The following is an 18,348-nucleotide window of genomic DNA, read 5'->3' as shown; positions in this document are numbered from 1 at the left end:
GCACAGGAAATGCCCATGGCCATTCTGCACACCCAGGTCAACACCCGTTCCGCCGACTTCGCCGCCAATCGTGAAGCCATGCTGCGGCAGCTCGAAACGCTGCAGCAGTGCGCGGCGCAGATTCACCAGGGCGGTGGTGAAGCGGCGCAGGCGCGGCATGTCGCGCGCGGCAAGCTGCTGCCGCGGCAGCGTATCGACGTGCTGCTCGACCCAGGCTCGGCCTTCCTCGAAGTGGGCCTGCTGGCCGCCCATGAGGTGTATCCCGAACAGGTCGCCGCTGCCGGTTTGATCACCGGTATCGGACGGGTGTCCGGCGTCGAGTGCATGATCATCGCCAACGATGCCACGGTCAAAGGCGGCAGCTATTACCCGCTGACCGTGAAGAAGCATTTGCGCGCCCAGGAAATCGCCCAGCATAACCGCCTGCCCTGTTTGTACCTGGTCGACTCCGGGGGCGCCAACCTGCCGCGTCAGGACGAAGTGTTTCCAGACCGCGAGCACTTCGGGCGGATCTTCTTCAACCAGGCCAACATGAGCGCCCAGGGCATCGCCCAGATCGCCGTGGTGCTGGGCTCGTGCACGGCCGGGGGCGCCTATGTGCCGGCCATGAGTGACGAGACCATCATGGTTCGCGATCAGGCGACCATCTTTCTGGCCGGCCCGCCCCTGGTCAAGGCCGCCACCGGCGAGGTGGTCAGCGCGCAGGCCCTCGGCGGTGCCGACCTGCATTGCCGGCAGTCGGGGGTGGCGGATCACTACGCCGAAAACGACCAGCACGCACTGGCCATCGCCCGGCGCTGCGTCGCCCATCTGAACGGACGCAAGCAGGGCTGGCTGGCCTGTATCGAACCGCGGCCGCCACGCCATGCCGCAGACGAGATCTACGGTCTGGTCCCCACTGATCCCAAGCAGCGACTGCCGATCCACGAAATCATCGCGCGCATCGTCGACGACTCGGCCTTCGACGAGTTCAAGGCACTGTTCGGGCCGACCCTGATCTGTGGTTTTGCGCATATCCACGGCTACCCGGTGGCGATCCTGGCGAACAACGGCGTGCTGTTCGCCGAGGCCGCGCAGAAGGGCGCGCACTTCATCGAGCTAGCGTGCCAGCGCGGAATCCCCCTGGTGTTCCTGCAGAACATCACCGGCTTCATGGTCGGCCAGAAATACGAGGCCGGCGGTATCGCCAAGCACGGCGCCAAGCTGGTCACGGCGGTGGCCTGCGCCAAGGTGCCCAAGTTCACCGTGATCATTGGTGCCAGCTACGGCGCGGGCAATTACGGGATGTGCGGGCGCGCCTACGATCCGCGCTTCCTGTGGATGTGGCCGAACGCCAAGATCGGCGTGATGGGCGCCCAGCAGGCGGCCGGCGTGCTGGTCCAGGTCAAGCAGGAGCAGGCCCAGCGCCAGGGTCAGGCGTTCAGCGACGAACAGGCCCGGCAACTGGCCGAGCCCATGGTGGCGCAGTACGAACAACAGGCCCACGCGTTCTATTCCTCGGCACGTCTGTGGGACGACGGCGTGATCGATCCTGCGCAAACCCGAACCGTACTGGCGCTGGGTTTATCGGCGGCGTTGAACGCGCCGCTGGTCGAAACCCGCTTCGGCGTCTTCCGCATGTAGCCCATGCATTTATCAGGAATCGGGGATCAGGGTATGCACGAATTTTCCACGATACAGCTGCACATCAGCGCCGAACACGTGGCCAGCGTCTGGCTCGATCGACCGGACAAGAACAACGCATTCAATGCGCTCATGCTGGAGGAGCTGCGCCAGGCTTTCGACCACATCAGCCAGCGGCCAGGGTTGCGCTTCATGTTCCTGCGTGGCCATGGGCAACACTTCAGCGCCGGTGCCGATCTGGCCTGGATGCAAGCCAGTGCCCGGCTGAGCTACGCGGAAAACCTCGCCGAGGCCACGCGTCTGAGCGAGCTGATGGAGCAGCTGCAGCGCCTGCCGCTGCCCACCGTCGCGGTGGTGCAGGGCGCCGCGTTCGCCGGGGCAATGGGCCTGGTCAGTTGCTGTGACATGGCCATCGGCGCCGACGACGCGCTGTTCAGTCTCAGTGAAGTGCGCCTGGGCCTGGCGCCGGCGGTGATCAGTCCCTACGTGGTCCAGGCCATCGGCTCGCGCGCCGCGCGCCGCTATGCGCTAAGCGCCGAGCGTTTCGATGCCGTGCGGGCCCGCGAACTGGGACTGCTCGACGAAGTGTATCCGCGCGCCGAGCTGGAACGGGCGGTACAGGCGTGGCAACGGCGTCTGCTGGGTAACGGTCCCGAAGCGATGCGCGCCTGCAAGGCGCTGCTGCTGGCTATCGGCGATGGCCAGGTCACGGCGCCACGCCAGGCCCAGGCGCAGGCCCTGATCGCCCGGCTGCGCACCGGCCCTGAGGGCCAGGAAGGCATGCAGGCTTTCTTCGACAAACGCGCGCCCGCCTGGGCAGAGGTAACCCCATGAAGCCACTCCCGCAGACCGTGGCAACGCTGCTGATTGCCAACCGTGGCGAGATCGCCTGCCGCATCATCCGCACCGCCAGGGCCATGGGCATCCGCAGCGTGGCCATCTACAGCGACGCCGACGCCGATGCCCGCCATGTGCACGAGGCCGATCTGGCCATCCCCCTGGGTGGCAGCAAACCCGCCGACAGCTACCTGCAGATCGACAAGGTGGTTGCCGCTGCCTTGGCCTGTGGCGCCGACGCGGTCCATCCCGGCTACGGCTTCCTGTCGGAAAACGCCGCCTTCGCCCGGCGCCTGGCGCTCGAGGGCATCCTGTTCATCGGCCCGCCCGCCGAGGCCATCGAAGCCATGGGCAGCAAGTCGGCGGCCAAGGCCCTGATGGAACGCGCCGGAGTGCCGCTGGTGCCGGGATACCACGGCCAGGCCCAGGACCTGTCGACCTTCGCCGATGCGGCGCAGCGCATCGGCTACCCGGTGCTGCTCAAGGCCGCTGCCGGCGGTGGCGGCAAGGGCATGAAGGTGGCCGAGTCCGCCGCCGAACTGGCACCTGCCCTGGACTCGGCGCGGCGAGAGGCCGTGGCAGCCTTCGGCGACGGTCATATGCTGGTCGAGAAATACCTGGTGGCACCCCGGCACGTGGAGATCCAGGTCTTTGCCGACGCACAGGGGCATTGCCTCTATCTTCACGAGCGGGATTGCTCCATCCAGCGACGGCATCAGAAAGTACTGGAGGAAGCACCGGCACCGGGGCTCGATGCCTCCCTGCGCCAGGCCATGGGCGAAGCCGCGGTGCGCGCAGCCCAGGCGATTGGCTATGTGGGCGCAGGTACGGTGGAGTTCCTGCTGGATGGGGAAGGGCGTTTCTACTTCATGGAGATGAATACCCGCCTGCAGGTCGAGCATCCGGTGACCGAAGCGATCACCGGGCTGGACCTGGTGGCCTGGCAGATTCGCGTGGCGCGTGGTGAAACCCTGCCGCTGAGCCAGGCGCAGGTTCCCCTGTTCGGGCACGCCATCGAGGTGCGCCTGTATGCCGAAGATCCAGCAGGCGGGTTCCTGCCGGCCAGTGGGCAATTGGCACTGTATCGGGAACCGGCAGCCGGACCCGGTCGGCGAGTGGACAGCGCGGTGCGCGAAGGCGACGTGATTTCGCCATTCTATGATCCGATGATCGCCAAGCTCATTGCCTGGGGTGAAAATCGCGAAGAGGCCCGGCTGCGCCTGCTGGCGATGCTCGCCGAAACGGCGGTCGGCGGGATCAAGAGCAACCTGGCCCTGCTGCAGCGCATCCTTGCCACGCCTGCGTTCGCCGCGTCCCGAATCGACACCGGCTTCATCGAACGCCACGCCGACGCGCTGTTGCCTGCGCCACCGGCGCTGACCGAAGCGTTCTGGCACAGCGCCGCGCGTGCCTTCCTGCGTTCGGCCCCGCTTGTTGCCTGTGAACAAGACCCGCATTCACCTTGGAGCGCTGCCACTGGTTGGCGTCAACTCATGCCTGCGCAAGCCACGCTCGACCTGCGCTGTGGCGCCCAGAGCCGATTGTGCACGGTGGCTTTGAGCAACGCTTGCGCCGGCCCGGATGAAGCACGGCTGATCGGCCGCCGCGGCGACGTCGTCTACCTGCAGTGGCAAGGCGACCCCTACGAGGTCGCGCTGGTTGACTCCCTGGCGGCGGGCACCGGTGCCCATGCGTCCGACGACTCGCTCGCTGCGCCCATGAACGGCAGCATCGTCCGTCTGTTGGTCAGTCCGGGCCAGCAGGTGGCGTTGGGCGATGGCTTGGTGGTGCTGGAGGCCATGAAGATGGAGCACACCGTGCGTGCCAACCGCGCAGGCGTGGTTCAGGCGCTGTGCTGCGAAGAGGGCGAGATGGTCAGCGAAGGCAGGGTATTGATCGAGTTGCAGGAGGCCGAACATGCTGCCTGAACGGGTGCGGATCGTTGAGGTCGGGCCCCGTGACGGGTTGCAGAACGAGCAGGGCCGTGTGCGCGTCGAAGACAAGGTAGCGCTGGTCGACGCGCTGGTCGCGGCGGGCTTGCAGCATGTCGAGGTCGGCAGTTTCGTGTCGCCGCGCTGGGTGCCGCAGATGGCCGACAGCGCGGCGGTCTTTTCCGCCATCCAGCGTTCGCCGGGGGTGACCTACGCGGCACTGACGCCGAACCTGCAAGGCTTCGAGGCCGCCATTCAAGCTGGTGCATCGGAGGTGGCGGTGTTTGCCGCGGCGTCTGAATCCTTCTCCCAGCGCAACATCAACTGCTCCATCGCACAGAGCCTGCAGCGCTTCGAACCGGTTCTGGCGGCCGCCGCCCTGCGCGGTATCAAGGTGCGTGGCTACGTGTCATGCGTGCTCGGGTGTCCGTACGAAGGCGAGATCGCAGCGGTGCAGGTGCGCGACGTGGCCAGCGCCATGCTGCAGATGGGCTGCTACGAGATTTCCCTGGGCGACACCCTCGGCGTCGGTACGCCTGGGGCCGCGCGAAAACTGATCGAAGTGGTCGCACAGCGCGTGCCGCGGGCGCATCTGGCCGGACACTTTCACGATACGTATGGCCAAGCCGTGGCGAACATCTACGCCTGCCTGCTGGAAGGCCTGCAGGTGTTCGACAGCTCGGTGGCGGGGCTGGGCGGTTGCCCCTACGCGCCGGGCGCCAGCGGCAACGTCGCGACCGAGGACGTCCTCTACCTGCTGCACGGGCTGGGCATCGCTACCGGCGTGGATCTGGCGCAGGTCGTACAGGCAGGGCAGTCGATCATGCTCGCGCTGGGCAGGCAGAGCGCATCGCGCGTAGCGCGCGCCCACGCCGGCGCAGCAGTACCCCGTTAGCAAATCGCGCCCACAAAAAAGGCCATCCGAAGATGGCCTTTTTCAGCGGTACATCAAGCTGCCGAGTTGATCGGCTTCTCTGGGTGCCAGGCGTCCAGCAACGGGCTGACTTCGACGCGGGTCAGTTCGCTGCGACCCTTGAGCCAGGCTTCGACGATAGTGCGGTGCTCTTCGGTGACGGAACCACGCTTGGCCAGGCAAACCAGACCGAAGTCGTCGCCGCCAACATAGTCGAGGCCGTTGGCGTCCATTGCTTCGGTCAGGAACGCATCGAGGAATGCGTCGATCTGCTCGTCAGCCAAATCCTCCTTGAAGTCCAGGTTCAATTCGAAACCCAATTCCTGGAATTCGTCGACGCACAGTTTTTTGCGCAGACGACGGGAGCGGTTAGTGGCCATGAAACAATCCTCTTAGGTAATATCGCGGCGCAGTCTACCAGTTAAGCCAGGCGCCTGCCTGATTCAGTGACAAATGACTTGCCCTGCACCTACTCGCCCAGCCCGGCCAGTGCCAGGCGCAACTGCGTCTGCAATTCCAGCAACGCCAGGTGCAGGGCCTCACGTCCTGCACGCAGATCGTCCCATGGGTGGCTTGCTTCCAGCGCCAGGCACGCTTCATAGACCGCGTGCGCCTGGACGATGCGAGCGGCGCCATTGATCTTGTGAGCAATCTCCACCACGCCCTGGTGGTCGTCGTCGGCAATGGCAAGCAGTCGCTGGCTATCCTCCGTGCAACTGCGCAGTACTTCCTCGAGCAGTCGCCGCGTGAGCACGCTGTTGCCGCCGGTCAAGACGTTGAGTGGGTCGATGATGTTCATGTGTGCAATCACACCAGCGCGTTGCGCTTGGCCATTTCGATAAGTTCAACCAATGAGTTCGCCTGAAGTTTCTGCATCAGGCGTTTCTTGTAGGTACTGACTGTCTTGTTGCTGAGAAACATGCCTGTGGCAATTTCCTTGTTGCTGCGGCCCTGCGCAAACAACTGCAAGACCATCAACTCGCGGTCGTTGATGGTCTTGAACAGTTCGAGTTCCTGAAGTTGGCCTTCATCTTCTCGTGACGGAATCAACGCTTGGCTGGGAAAGTAGTTGTAACCAGAGAACACTGCGCGGACGGCACTGATCAACTCGCTCAGGGCCTCCTGCTTGCAGACGAAACCGGCGGCGCCCGACTGCATGCAGCGTATGGCGAACAGGGCCGGGGCCTGAGCGGTCAGTACCAGGATCTTGTAGGGGACGTTCATGCCATGGAAGCGGGTCAGTACTTCGAGCCCGTCGAGCTTGGGAATGCTGATATCGAGAATCAGCAAGTCAGGCTGGCACTCGCGCACCATCTGCATGGCATCCACCCCGTTGTCGCTTTCGCCTACGACGCAGTAGCCTTCGTTTTCCAGAAGCATTCTGACGGCGAGCCGAATGACAGGGTGATCATCGATGATGAATACATTACGCATGCAGCCTCTCCTGAACGATCCAGTAAAAGCGCGCACCTTAGCCCAGTTGCTTCGAAGGGCATACGAATGGACTCGGGAAAGAGTGATTCTAGGAAACTTCCTACAGATATAAACGTAACGGAATACAAAGATAGTTTGATTCCAAAGAGTCAACTATCGTTTGTATTCGTTTATTTCCACGCTACAGACTAGAACGAGTTCGAGCGCCCGGTCATTTCGCCAGCCATCTCTGCGGCATAACTGTCGGTCATGCCTGCGATGAAATCGATCATGCGCAGGAACGACTTGTGCAGCGGCCAGTGCGGCTGCGGCGCGTTGTGCCCCAGCAGATCGAGAATGCGCTGGTGCTTGAACGACAACCTGCCTGTGGTGTGCTGCTCCAGCGCCGCCCCGCAGAACGCATTGAGCAGCACTTCGAGGGTGGTGTAGGCGCCGATCTCGTGCAGGGTCTTGCGCTTGTCCTGGAAAATCTTCTTGCGCGCCATGTCCTTGGCGTCGAGCACGCAGCGCTTGGCCGGACCGTGCATGTGCTCGACCAGATCGCCGCTCAGCTGGCCGGCCAGCAGCGCCTGCTGCTGTTCGACGAACGCGCGCGCGGCAGCGTTGGTCAGGTGCTCGATGGCCTTGCCGCGCAGGATCGCCAGCTTGCGCCGCCGCGAGTCCAGTGGGCCGAGCTGGCGATAGGTGTCCGGGATGTCATCGCCTACCAGGTCGAGCAACAGTGCCTCGACTTCGGCGTAGTCGAGCAGCTCCATTTCCAGGCCGTCTTCCAGGTCGATCAGGCCATAGCAGATGTCGTCTGCGGCCTCCATCAGGTACACCAGCGGATGCCGGGCCCAACGCTGCTCTTCGAGCAATGGCAGACCCAGCTTGCCGGCGATCTGTTCGAGCAGCGGCAGTTCGCTCTGGTAGCAGCCGAACTTGTGCTTCTTGTAGCCCAATGCATCGGCGTGGCGCGCCGTCCACGGGTACTTGAGGTAGGTGCCCAAGGTTGCATAGGTCAGCCGGGTGCCCCCGTCGAACTGGTGATACTCGAGCTGGGTGAGCACCCTGAAGCCTTGGGCATTGCCTTCGAAATTGAGGAAGTCGTCACGCTCCACTTCGCTCATCGCGTCGAGCCAGCCAAGCCCGGCTGCCTGGCGGAACCAGTGGCGAATGGCGTCTTCACCGGAATGCCCGAAGGGCGGATTGCCGATGTCGTGCGCCAGGCAGGCCGACTGCACGACCATGCCCAGGTCGCTGGGCTCGCACCATTGCGGCAGCTGGTCGCGCAGGGTTTCGCCCACGCGCATGCCCAGGGAGCGGCCCACGCAACTGACTTCCAGCGAATGGGTCAGGCGCGTATGGATGTGGTCGTTGCTCGACACCGGGTGAACCTGGGTCTTGCGCCCCAGCCGGCGGAAGGCGCCGGAAAAGATGATGCGGTCGTGATCCTTGTGGAACGGGCTGCGGCCCAGTTCTTCCGGGCTGTGCAGGGGCTTGCCCAAGCGTTCGCGTGTAAGCAGTGTGTGCCAATCCAAGGCGATTCCTCCGGGACCCGATCGAGCCTGCAGTGTCGGCCTGCGTGGGCTGGCTGGCAAGGCTGGCATCGGGCCTTGAACGTATTGAGCAGGTAGGTGAAGCAGGAATGTCGGGCAAAAAAAAGCAACCCGGATACGTTTACGACCGCACCCGGGTTGCTCTTTCAGCCAAGCCTAGCGTCTGCGCGAAGAGCCCTGCATGGCCAGCTTGATCACCGGCAACAGCAACGTGCCGACCTTGGCCAGCCGCGAAAGACGGCCCGGACCACGCACCGGCGCGACTACCGGCGCACGAGCGCTGTTACCAGCCCCGCGTCCGGTCAGGAAACCCATCAGGGTGACGCCTGCTATGCCCCACAGCGAGGCATGCTTGATACCCATGCCGGTCTGCACCGATTGACCCAACCCGCGCAGGCGGGTGAGCGGATTGACCAATTGCCGCGACTCGTGCCGCAACTCCTGGCGATGCATTTCCATGCGCAGGCGAATCAACGACTTGCGCATGTCGCGCCGTGACTGGGCGCTGGTAGGTTCGTTTCGGCTCATGGCAGCAGGCGCTCCCGGTCATTGGCCAGTTCTTCCAGTGTCCCACTGAATGGCGAGGATTCATCGAACACAGCCGCCTTGAGGCGGAATGCGCAGAAAATACCTGCCAGTACGTAGAACACCGCCAGGCCGACCATGCCGGCCATGCGGTAGTTGTCCCACAGCAGAATCAGAATGAGCCCGGACAACGCCACCAGTGCCAGCAAGGCGAAGACCAGGGCCAGGCCTGCGAACAGCAACAGGCTGACGGTTCGAGATTTCTGCTCCTGCAACTCGATGCCGAACAGTTCGACATGACTGCGAAGCAGGCCGAGCATGGCAGCACCCAGGCGCCGAGAGGTGGAGCCGGTGCTGTTATCTGTGGTATCCGAGTCGAGGAGGGACATATCAGTGCCTTGTGGCCAGCAGGCCCAGAAGGAAGCCTACGCCTGCGGCGATGCCGACGGACTGCCATGGGTTTTCCTGAACGTAGCCTTCGGCTGCGACTACGGCCTCCTGGCTGCGCTCGGCTGCGGTTTCTTTGGTCTGCTGCAGCGATTCGCGAGCCTTCAGCAGGCTCTCGTTGATCTGCGCGCGCAGTTCTTCGGCCTGGGTGCCGGCGATGCTGGCGGTGTGTTCGAGAAGTTTCTCGGTGTCACGGACCAGGGTCTGAAAATCGGCTTTGAGAACTTCTTGGGCTGCTTTGGTGCTCGGGGTGGCCATGTTGATCTCCATATGGGTGGCGTCTGGATATTTCGAGTGAGGGTGATCCCGAAGGTTCAGTGCCATTGCGCGGCATAATCCTTTGTATAGCCCATTATCGACATGTCGGGGCAATTGACGGGTCTCGGACGGCTGCCTTATGCTGTATAAAGATACAGTATATGGATAATCACTCGCCCATGCTCAACGTCGAACAACTCAAGTACAGCGTCAACCGCATGGCCCCAGACGTGGTTCGCGAAGCCGTGCTGGAACTGCGTCTCGACGGCCTGGTTACCGAAGGCAAGACCCCGTTTAGCAAGCTGCACTTCAACACCTGCTTTGCCGAGGTCGAGGCGCTGTTCCAGCGTGCCGGCTATCACCGACCGCTGGATGTGGTCGGCTACAAGGGCCTGCTGTACGCCTTGTACGACCCAACTCGCTGGGAAGCGGTCGAGGTGCTGCGTTGGCTCAAGGAATTCACCGAGGCAGCCGAGGCTGTCCACGCGCGATGACAGCCGTAACGCCGTGGGCGATACTCGCGGCCTGAAACCATCGTGGATCTAGGCATGTCTGCACCCAAATTCGACCCTGCTGCGCATCAGGCCAGCACCCTGTGCCTGCCACCCGGCAAATGGGCAACCGTGCTGGATTGCCTGTGCGAACATTTTCCGGCCATCGATCGCGCTCAGTGGCTGAGCCGCATGGCCAGGGACCGGGTGCTGGACGCCGACGGCGTACCCATCGGACCTGCCCATGCCTACCGCCAGGGCCTGCGCATCCACTACTTTCGCGAAGTGCCGAACGAACGGCCGATCGCTGCACAGGAGCAGGTGTTGCACGTCGACGAGCATCTGGTGGTGGCCGACAAGCCACACTTCCTGCCGGTGACACCGACCGGCGAGTACGTCGAACACACCTTGCTGCGGCGGCTCATCCGCCGTCTCGACAACCCGCACTTGGTGCCGCTGCACCGCATTGACCGGCATACGGCAGGTCTGGTGCTGTTCTCGGCCAATCCGCAGACGCGCAGTGCCTATCAGCAGCTGTTTCCCACTCGACAGATCGAAAAGCGCTACGAGGCCATCGCGCCCGCACTGCCCGACCTGGCTTTTCCGTGGGTGCACCGCAGCCGCCTGGAGCATGGCGAGCCGTTTTTTCGCATGCGCGAAGTGCCGGGGCCGAGCAACAGTGAAACTCGCCTGGAGGTCGCCGAAAAAGGCGAACACGTGTGGCGCTACGTGCTCAACCCGGTCACCGGCAAGACTCATCAGCTGCGCGTCCACATGACCGCGCTGGGGGCCAGCATCTGCAACGATCCGTTCTACCCGCAGCTGAGCAATACCGAGGTGGACGACTATGCCCGGCCGTTGAAGCTGCTGGCACGCTCGCTGCAGTTCCACGACCCGCTCGACGGTCGCCTGCGCAATTTCGAGACACAACTGAAGCTGACGTTCTAGAACGACAAAGCCCGCCAGAGGGCGGGCTTTGTCTTGCAACACTTAAACTCTGTTTGATCAGAGTTCCTTGACGGTACGTACCTGGTCTTTATTGACACGGGTAGTCTTGCCGTCCAGCTGCTCGAATTCGTAGAAGCCAGCGTCTTCGTCGTAGGAGGGCGTGTCCACCGCCTGGATTTCACGACCGTCGTTCAGGGTGATCACGGTAGGCGATGCGCAACCGGCAAGCGATGCCAGGCCCAGCGCGAGCATGAAAGCGGGAAGGATCCGGTGAGTCATTGTGTTTCTCCACAAAACAAAAAAGGGTGCTGGCGTATACGGGAATAAGACGCTGCTTGCGCCAGCAAAGTTCCGTTGGTCCGACCGGTGCAGTCTAGCGTTTGCCGACCTGCTCAGCGACCCAGCAGTTGAGGCGTATTGAAATTGGCCAGGCGCGGATCGTTCTCGGCACATTGCAGCGGCTGGGCGCCGAGTGCCAGCAAGACCTTGCGCGGGCTCCGTTCGCCGGCATCCCAGGCTTGTCGCACGAGCGGTTGATGCACCTTGCCAACGATGCACAGCAACGGTTCCCAGAACTCACCCTGACGCACCATCAGCGGCTGGGTTGGATGAGTTTGCTGCGCATGGCGCATGGCGTCGAGCAGGGCCTCGTCCACGCCCGGCACATCGCAGGGCAATACCAGCAGCAGCGGGTGTCGAGCGGCGGCCAGGCCGGCCAGAATGCCCGCCAGCGGTCCGGGAAAGTCGCTGCTGTCATCGTGCACCAAGCGGTCGGCGAAGGCTGCGTATCGCGGATAATTGCGGTTGCACGAAATGATCAGGTCATCGGTCAGGGGTCGCACGCGTTGCTGCAGGTGCTCGATCAAGGGCCGGCCATGCCAGTCGATCAGGCCCTTGTCGCGGCCGCCCATGCGTTGTCCGCGGCCGCCTGCCAGCAGCAGGACAGAGCAGGGGGGCAAGGTGTCGGCAGGGTTCATTCGGGGCCTCGGACAGTGGCTGTGGGGCTGTGATATAACACCGTCCATCCCGCCAAACAACCGGACCCAGCCAATGAAAGCCAAGGCAGATGTACCCTTTGTGCCGCTCAATATTGCAGTGTTGACTGTCAGCGACACCCGCAGCGTGGAAACCGATACCTCTGGCCAATTGTTCGTCGATCGCCTGAGCGCGGCGGGCCACGGCCTTTATGCCCGCGTGCTGCTAAAGGACGACCTGTACAAGATCCGTGCACAGGTTGCGCAGTGGATCGCCGATGACCAATGCCAAGTGGTGCTGATTACCGGCGGCACCGGCTTCACCGGCCGTGACAGTACGCCGGAAGCCGTGGCCTGCCTGCTGGACAAGCAAGTCGATGGCTTCGGCGAGCTGTTCCGGCAGATCTCCGTCGCCGACATCGGCACCTCGACCGTGCAGTCACGTGCGCTCGCCGGGCTCGCCAACGGCACCCTGGTGTGCTGCCTGCCCGGTTCGACCAACGCCTGCCGCACCGGCTGGGATGGGATTCTCGCCGAGCAGCTGGACGTGCGCCACCGGCCGTGCAATTTCGTCGTGCACCTCAAGCAGGCCGAGCCCTGCGTCAGCCGTGGCTGAGTTGCCAGCGGCGCAGCCGCTGCTTCCGGTAGAACAGGCACTGGCGCAACTACTGGCCATGGCCGATGGCACGCCGGTGCGCGAGCGCGAAAGGGTCGCCCTGGCCCAAGGCGTCGGTCGCGTGCTGGCCACTGACCTGATCGCCACGCTCGACCTGCCGCCCTGGCCCAACAGTGCCATGGACGGCTACGCGCTGCGCCGCGAAGACTGGCAGGGCGAGCCGTTGCGGGTCAGCCAGCGCGTGTTCGCGGGCGCCGTGCCCGCGCCCCTGGAACCCGGCACGTGCGCACGCATCTTTACCGGCGCGCCGCTGCCCGAAGGCGCCGACTGCGTGGAAATGCAGGAGAACGTGCAAATCGTGGACGACCAGCGGGTGACCTTCGACCAGCCCTTGAGGATCGGCCAGAATATCCGTCCCCAGGGCCAGGAAACCCGCATCGGCGAACGCCTGCTCGAAGCTGGCAGCCGCTTGGGTGCGATCGAACTGGGCCTGTTGGCCTCCATGGGGCATGCGCACATCGACGTGGTCCGTCGGCCACGGGTGGCGGTGCTGTCCACGGGAGATGAATTGGTCGAGCCAGGTCAGCCGCTGGGGCCAGGGCAGATCTACAACAGCAATCGTCAGGTGCTGTGCAGTGCCTTGAGTGGTTTGGGCTGTGAGGTAGTGGATGCCGGGATTCTGCCCGACGATCTGCAGCAGACACGCCAGCGCCTGGCGGCTCTGGGTGATGTGGACCTGATTCTGTCCACGGGGGGCGTCTCGGTGGGCGAAGCCGATTTTCTCGGCATCGCCTTGCGCGAGGAAGGGCAGTTGGCCCTCTGGAAACTGGCGATCAAACCCGGCAAGCCACTGACGTTCGGCCACTTCCGTGGCGTACCGGTCATCGGCCTGCCGGGCAATCCGGCATCGACACTGGTCACTTTCACCCTGCTGGCACGGCCTTACCTGCTGCGTCGGCTGGGTGTTCGCGACGTTGCGCCGCTGAGCTTCCAGGTGCCAGCCGGGTTTGCCTGGCCGCGCGCCGGTACCCGTCGCGAGTACCTGCGCGGGCGTATCGAGCAGGGCCGGGCTGTGATCTACCCCAACCAGAGCTCCGGCGTGCTGCTGAGCGCGGCCTGGGCCCATGGGTTGGTGGAAATACGCGAAGGCTGCACATTGAATGAAGGCGAACTGGTCGCCTTCATCCCGTTCAGCGAACTTTTTTAAGCGTTGCTCTTGGTCGCTTCGACGGCCGCCGGTGCGCGGCCGTAGATGTCGGTGAAGCGCACGATATCGTCTTCGCCCAGGTATTCACCGCTCTGCACTTCGATCATGACCAGGTCGATCACCCCGGAGTTGACCAAGCGGTGCACGTGGCCCTGCTTGATGAAGGTCGACTCGTTGGTGTCGAGCAAAAACTCGTTGTCACCGTTAGTGACTCGGGCCATGCCGCTGACCACGATCCAATGCTCGCTGCGGTGGTGGTGCATCTGCAGCGACAGGGTGCCGCCGGGCTTGACCACGATGCGCTTGATCTTGAAGCGCTTGCCTTCCTCGAGGATCGTGTACGTGCCCCATGGCCGAGTGACCGTGCGGTGCAGTCGGAAGGCATCGTGACCCTGGCGCTTGAGCTGCTGGGCAAGGAACTTGACGTCCTGGGTGCGGCTGCCGTCGGCAATCAGCAGTGCGTCAGGCGTATCGATCACCACCAGGTTGTCGAGGCCGACGGCGCCGACCAGGCGGCGTGGCGAGTCGATGTAGCAGTTGCTCACGTCATGCAGCACGGTTTCGCCGTTGCACTGGTTGCCCTGTGCGTCGGCTGGAGTCAGCTCGCGCACCGCCTGCCACGAACCGATGTCGCTCCACCCCATCTGGCACGGAATGACCGCCACCTTGTCGGAGCGTTCGAGCAGCGCGTAGTCGATGGAAATGTCCGGCGCCAGGGCGAAGGTGCTGCTGTCCAGCTCAACTTGCAGCTCGCGGTTGCCTTGCTTGCTGTGGCTGACCTGCAGGCAGGTGGTGGCCGCCAGCAGCACGTCCGGTGCGTGCTTTTCCAGTTCGCGCAGAAGCACGTCCACACGCATGCAGAACATGCCGGCGTTCCACAGGTAGTCACCGCTGTCCAGGTAGGCTTGGGCGGTGGCCTGGTCCGGCTTTTCCCGGAAGTGCGCGACTTGATAGCTGCCATCGCCCAGGTCGGCGCCGCGCTCGATGTAGCCGAAACCGGTTTCCGCCGTTTGCGGCACCAGGCCGAACGTCACCAGCCAACCCTCGTCGGCTTTCTTGCGTGCTGCACTGACCGCGGCCTGGAAGGCGTCGATGTCGCGGATCAGGTGGTCGGCCGGCAGTACCAGCAACTGCGCCGACGCGCCGTAGTGTTTGGCGGCATGCAAGGCGGCGCTGGCGATGGCTGGCGCAGTGTTGCGGCCCGCAGGTTCGAGAATGAAGTCGAGCAGGGCATCGCGGTCGTTCAATTGGCGGTAGTCGTCCAGCGTGCGGAAGAACACCTCACGGTTGGTCACCGTCAGCACCCGCTCCACGCCTGGCAATTGCGAGGCACGGGTGAAGGTTTTCTGCAGCAGGCTTTCGCCGTCCGGCAGGCGCATGAACGGCTTGGGCATGGCTTCGCGCGATACGGGCCACAGGCGGGTGCCGGAGCCGCCGGCGATGATGCAGGGAATCAGAGTCGTCATAGGTCGAGCCTCGAGTTGAAGGTGGCGGACGGCACCTGCGAAGGCAAGCGCACACGTCCAGCCGGGCTGGATGCATGAAAAGGTCGATGAAGAAGGGCAGGGCGCAGGATTCGGCGATTCGACAATGCTACCGCCCGCCTGGAGACGGGCTGGACGTGCAGGAATCGGGAGGTAACGGCGACTTCGATAGTGGCCAGTTGCTTCGCAGTAAAGCCTAAACGAGAACGGTTGGCGAGTGGTAAATGTACGAATGGTTAAAAACTTTTCGTCGGGGCTTTTTTTCCTGCGGCTGTGGTCACATCAGGCACAGTTCCACTTACTGGCCACCGGAGACATGCAGCATGAGCGAGCGCAAGGCAATTCTGATATTGCACGGCAAACAAGCTTCCAACGAAGACGTCCGCAGCGCGGTGGAGCATTACCGGGAGCAAGGCAACGCGCTGGACGTGCGTCTGACCTGGGAAGGCGGCGACGCCCAGCGTCTGGTCGATGAGGCACTGCAAGCCGGCTACACCCAGATCATCGCCGGCGGTGGCGACGGCACCCTGCGCGATGTGGCCGAAGCGATGGCGCTGGCCAAGACCGACGCCAGCCTGGCGTTGATGCCCCTGGGCACAGCCAACGATTTCGCACGTGCCGCCGGCGTTCCCCTCGAACCCGAACACGCATTGGCGCTGCTTGCCCGCGAGCCTCAGGCCATCGATCTGGGTGAAGTGGGCGGGCAGGTGTTTCTCAACATGGCAACCGGTGGTTTCGGCAGTCAGGTCACGGCCAATACCTCCGAAGACTTGAAGAAGGTGCTCGGTGGCGCCGCCTACCTGTTCACCGGGCTGTCGCGGTTCAGCGAATTGCGCGCTGCCTCCGCTTCGCTCAGCGGCCCGGACTTCCATTGGGAAGGCGATCTGCTGGCGCTGGGCATCGGCAATGGACGCCAGGCCGGTGGTGGCCACGAATTGTGCCCCGAAGCCGTGGTCGACGACGGACTGCTGGAGATCAGCATTCTGCCGGCACCGACCGAAGTGGTCGGCACCTTGAAAAGCCTGCTCGGCGGCGGCGGACTGGAAACACTGTTCGTGCGTGCACGGCTGCCGTGGGTCGAAATCAACAGCAAGGAAAACCTCGACATCAACCTCGATGGCGAGCCATTGCGGGGTGAAAACCTGCGCTTCAGCACCATGCCCAAGGCATTGAAAGTTCATTTGCCCGCCGGGTCGCCGCTGCTGAGCCATGGACAACTGACTTAACTGACATAACCGCAGCGACGGCAGTCAAGATATTCGCGCCAGCGCCGATAGCCCGGTACCTCTTCTTTCACTTGGGCTTTGGAGTTTTACATGGCCGGCATTCTTGACTCGGTTGACCAACGTACGCAGCTGGTGGGTGAAAACCGTCTGGAGCTGCTCATGTTTCGCCTGGCCGGCAGGCAACTGTTCGCGATCAACGTGTTCAAGGTCCAGGAAGTCCTGCAGTTGCCCAAGCTGACGCTGATGCCGCAGCGCCATCCGTATGTCTGTGGTGTGATCAACCTGCGCGGGCAGACCCTGCCGGTGATCGACCTGTCCCAGGCCATCGGCATGCGCCCGCTGGTGCCGGGGCCGAGCAGTACCATCATCGTCACCGAATACAACCGCTCGATCCAGGCCTTCCTGGTCGGTGGTGTCGACCGCATCGTCAACATGAACTGGGAAGCCATCCTGCCGCCTCCGGCCAGTGCCGGGCGCCAGCACTATCTGACCGCAATCAGCCGGGTCGACGAGCAACTGGTCGAGATCATCGACGTGGAAAAGGTGCTCGCCGAAATCGTCCCCTACAACGCTCGCGTTTCCCGCGACAAGCTCGACGACCCCTTGCTGGCGCGCGCTCGTGGCCGGGAAGTGCTGCTGGTGGATGACTCGACGGTGGCACTGGCGCAGCTGCGCGATACCTTGTCGCAGCTGGACATCAAGATGCACGTGGCCAGCGATGGCCTGAAGGCGTTGAACAAGCTCAAGGCGTGGGCCGACACCGGCGAGCGCATGACCGACAAACTGCTGATGGTCTTCACCGACGCCGAGATGCCGGAAATGGACGGCTACCGGCTTACCACCGAGATCCGCAACGATCCGCGACTGCGCAACCTCTACGTGGTGCTGCACACCTCGTTGTCGGGCAGCTTCAACGAATCGATGGTGAAAAAGGTCGGCTGTGACAACTTCCTGTCCAAGTTCCAGCCCGACAAACTGGTCGACGTGGTTCGCCAGCGCCTGGAGCTGGATCAACGCTGACAGGCCCTCGTTATTCTCCTGCCGGTTCCGCTAGACTGGGTTTTTCTCTGTCCTGAGGAGCCGGGCCATGTCGAGCCTTGCCGCGCTGTACCGTTACCCGCTCAAATCGGCCATTGGCCAGTCGCTGCAGCAGTCGCCTGTGGATGGCCTGGGGCTGCTCGGCGATCGGCGCTGGATGCTGGTCGACGCCCAGAGCGGTCGGTTCCTCAGCCAGCGCGCAGACCCCCGCCTGGGGCAGTTGGGTACGCAAGTCGGTGAAGACGCAGGCCTGCGCCTGAGCGCAAGCGGATACCCTGAGCTGAACGTCGCGGTCCCGGAGTCAGGCGAACTGCGCGGAGTCACGCTGTGGAACGACAGCTTCCGCGTGCCCGACGCCGGCGAGGAAGCAGCGCGCTGGGTCAGTGATTTCGTCGGTAAGCCGACTCGGCTGGTGTACGTGCCCGCCGAGCGCGCCCGTACCGTCAGCGCCGGTTACGGCGAGGGCGGCGACAAGGTGGCTTTTGCCGATGGCTTTCCACTGTTGTTGATCGGTCAGGGCTCGCTGGACGACCTGTCCGCACGGGTCGGACGGACGCTGGAGATGGCGCGGTTTCGGCCCAATCTGGTAGTCCAGGACAGCGCCGCCTTCGCCGAGGATGGCTGGAAGCGCATTCGCATCTGTGGCCTGGACTTTCGTGTGCTCAAGCCCTGCGCGCGCTGCATTCTGACCACGCTCGACCCGCACACCGGCGAGCGCAGCGCCGATCGCGAGCCCCTGGCAACCCTCAAGCGCTACCGCCAGCAGGACGGCCACGCCATGTTCGGCCAGAATCTGGTATGCGATGGCGCCGGCGTGCTGGAAGTGGGCATGCCGATCACCGTGCTCGAGTGACGGGC

The 18,348-nt window shown here is 63.7% G+C and carries 21 protein-coding genes; 11 read left to right on the top strand and 10 right to left on the bottom strand.

The genetic code is table 11. The features are described 5' to 3' along the window. The first annotated feature begins 15 nt into the window (after positions 1-15). The 4 genes from IFT76_RS03425 to IFT76_RS03410 are packed head-to-tail and all read left to right on the top strand — an operon-like array spanning position 16 to position 5,286. On the top strand, positions 16-1,623 hold the full coding sequence (locus IFT76_RS03425; protein ID WP_192057410.1) for a carboxyl transferase domain-containing protein: 1,608 nt from the start codon (positions 16-18) through the stop codon (positions 1,621-1,623). Positions 1,624-1,656: 33 nt separating this feature from the next. Next, positions 1,657-2,457, top strand: coding sequence for an enoyl-CoA hydratase-related protein (locus tag IFT76_RS03420; protein ID WP_192057409.1), 801 nt, complete (start codon positions 1,657-1,659; stop codon positions 2,455-2,457). Continuing rightward, entirely contained in the window at positions 2,454-4,388 is a 1,935-nt protein-coding gene (locus IFT76_RS03415) for an acetyl/propionyl/methylcrotonyl-CoA carboxylase subunit alpha (RefSeq protein ID WP_192057408.1), read from the top strand. Before IFT76_RS03420 ends, IFT76_RS03415 begins: the two co-directional genes overlap by 4 nt. After that, positions 4,378-5,286, top strand: coding sequence for a hydroxymethylglutaryl-CoA lyase (locus IFT76_RS03410; protein WP_192057407.1), 909 nt, complete (start codon positions 4,378-4,380; stop codon positions 5,284-5,286). The genes IFT76_RS03415 and IFT76_RS03410 overlap by 11 nt, the downstream gene beginning before the upstream one ends. Before the next feature lie 53 nt (positions 5,287-5,339). Here the strand turns inward: IFT76_RS03410 and IFT76_RS03405 are convergent, their stop codons facing one another. From IFT76_RS03405 to IFT76_RS03375, 7 genes are all read right to left on the bottom strand, one after another. Continuing rightward, positions 5,340-5,684 carry a YggL family protein gene (locus tag IFT76_RS03405; protein WP_122478832.1) on the bottom strand — a complete coding sequence of 115 codons (345 nt, stop codon included), beginning with the start codon at positions 5,682-5,684 and terminating at the stop codon, positions 5,340-5,342. 89 nt (positions 5,685-5,773) lie between these two features. Further along, complete coding sequence (locus IFT76_RS03400; RefSeq protein WP_192057406.1) at positions 5,774-6,103, bottom strand: Hpt domain-containing protein; 330 nt, start codon at positions 6,101-6,103, stop codon at positions 5,774-5,776. Between the two features lie 8 nt (positions 6,104-6,111). Next, entirely contained in the window at positions 6,112-6,738 is a 627-nt protein-coding gene (locus IFT76_RS03395) for a response regulator transcription factor (protein WP_122478828.1), read from the bottom strand. A gap of 188 nt (positions 6,739-6,926) precedes the next feature. Beyond that, positions 6,927-8,258, bottom strand: coding sequence for a deoxyguanosinetriphosphate triphosphohydrolase (locus IFT76_RS03390; RefSeq protein ID WP_192057405.1), 1,332 nt, complete (start codon positions 8,256-8,258; stop codon positions 6,927-6,929). A gap of 174 nt (positions 8,259-8,432) precedes the next feature. Continuing rightward, positions 8,433-8,804, bottom strand: coding sequence for a hypothetical protein (locus IFT76_RS03385; RefSeq protein ID WP_122478824.1), 372 nt, complete (start codon positions 8,802-8,804; stop codon positions 8,433-8,435). Continuing rightward, positions 8,801-9,190: a phage holin family protein gene (locus IFT76_RS03380; RefSeq protein ID WP_049859111.1), complete on the bottom strand. Its 390-nt coding sequence runs from the start codon at positions 9,188-9,190 to the stop codon at positions 8,801-8,803. Before IFT76_RS03380 ends, IFT76_RS03385 begins: the two co-directional genes overlap by 4 nt. A gap of 1 nt (position 9,191) precedes the next feature. Continuing rightward, a complete protein-coding gene (locus IFT76_RS03375; protein WP_122478822.1) occupies positions 9,192-9,506 on the bottom strand; it encodes a DUF883 family protein in 315 nt (104 codons plus the stop codon). A gap of 179 nt (positions 9,507-9,685) precedes the next feature. On the opposite strand from IFT76_RS03375, the gene IFT76_RS03370 reads away from it, so the two are divergent. Further along, positions 9,686-10,000 (top strand): transcriptional regulator, encoded by a 315-nt coding sequence (locus IFT76_RS03370; RefSeq protein WP_122478820.1) that lies wholly within the window; start codon positions 9,686-9,688, stop codon positions 9,998-10,000. Positions 10,001-10,054: 54 nt separating this feature from the next. Beyond that, a complete protein-coding gene (locus IFT76_RS03365) occupies positions 10,055-10,945 on the top strand; it encodes a pseudouridine synthase (RefSeq protein ID WP_122478818.1) in 891 nt (296 codons plus the stop codon). 57 nt (positions 10,946-11,002) lie between these two features. On the opposite strand, the gene IFT76_RS03360 is transcribed toward IFT76_RS03365, so the two are convergent. Both IFT76_RS03360 and mobA read right to left on the bottom strand, forming a co-directional pair. Further along, positions 11,003-11,224, bottom strand: a complete 222-nt coding sequence (locus IFT76_RS03360; protein ID WP_043188230.1) for a YgdI/YgdR family lipoprotein — start codon at positions 11,222-11,224, stop codon at positions 11,003-11,005. Between the two features lie 113 nt (positions 11,225-11,337). Further along, positions 11,338-11,922 (bottom strand): molybdenum cofactor guanylyltransferase MobA, encoded by a 585-nt coding sequence (gene mobA, locus IFT76_RS03355; protein ID WP_192054157.1) that lies wholly within the window; start codon positions 11,920-11,922, stop codon positions 11,338-11,340. 73 nt (positions 11,923-11,995) lie between these two features. Here mobA and moaB point away from each other — a divergent pair, with 73 nt between their 5' ends. Then, on the top strand, positions 11,996-12,535 hold the full coding sequence (gene moaB, locus IFT76_RS03350) for a molybdenum cofactor biosynthesis protein B (protein WP_122478815.1): 540 nt from the start codon (positions 11,996-11,998) through the stop codon (positions 12,533-12,535). Then, positions 12,528-13,742, top strand: a complete 1,215-nt coding sequence (locus tag IFT76_RS03345) for a molybdopterin molybdotransferase MoeA (protein WP_342214320.1) — start codon at positions 12,528-12,530, stop codon at positions 13,740-13,742. The genes moaB and IFT76_RS03345 overlap by 8 nt, the downstream gene beginning before the upstream one ends. Here IFT76_RS03345 and IFT76_RS03340 read toward each other — a convergent pair. After that, positions 13,739-15,208 carry a mannose-1-phosphate guanylyltransferase/mannose-6-phosphate isomerase gene (locus tag IFT76_RS03340; protein ID WP_122478811.1) on the bottom strand — a complete coding sequence of 490 codons (1,470 nt, stop codon included), beginning with the start codon at positions 15,206-15,208 and terminating at the stop codon, positions 13,739-13,741. The genes IFT76_RS03345 and IFT76_RS03340 overlap by 4 nt on opposite strands. A gap of 341 nt (positions 15,209-15,549) precedes the next feature. On the opposite strand from IFT76_RS03340, the gene yegS reads away from it, so the two are divergent. The 3 genes from yegS to IFT76_RS03325 all read left to right on the top strand — a co-directional run bounded on the left by yegS (position 15,550) and on the right by IFT76_RS03325 (position 18,343). Continuing rightward, entirely contained in the window at positions 15,550-16,452 is a 903-nt protein-coding gene (yegS, locus tag IFT76_RS03335; RefSeq protein WP_122478809.1) for a lipid kinase YegS, read from the top strand. A 90-nt stretch (positions 16,453-16,542) separates the two neighbouring features. Beyond that, positions 16,543-17,472, top strand: a complete 930-nt coding sequence (locus IFT76_RS03330) for a chemotaxis protein CheV (protein ID WP_192057404.1) — start codon at positions 16,543-16,545, stop codon at positions 17,470-17,472. Between the two features lie 67 nt (positions 17,473-17,539). After that, positions 17,540-18,343: an MOSC domain-containing protein gene (locus tag IFT76_RS03325; protein WP_192057403.1), complete on the top strand. Its 804-nt coding sequence runs from the start codon at positions 17,540-17,542 to the stop codon at positions 18,341-18,343. The last annotated feature ends 5 nt before the right edge of the window (positions 18,344-18,348 follow it).

Origin of the sequence: Pseudomonas sp. CFBP 13727, assembly GCF_014841915.1 — a bacterium.
GTDB lineage: Bacteria > Pseudomonadota > Gammaproteobacteria > Pseudomonadales > Pseudomonadaceae > Aquipseudomonas > Aquipseudomonas baltica.
This window is presented reverse-complemented; position numbering and strand designations above follow the sequence as displayed.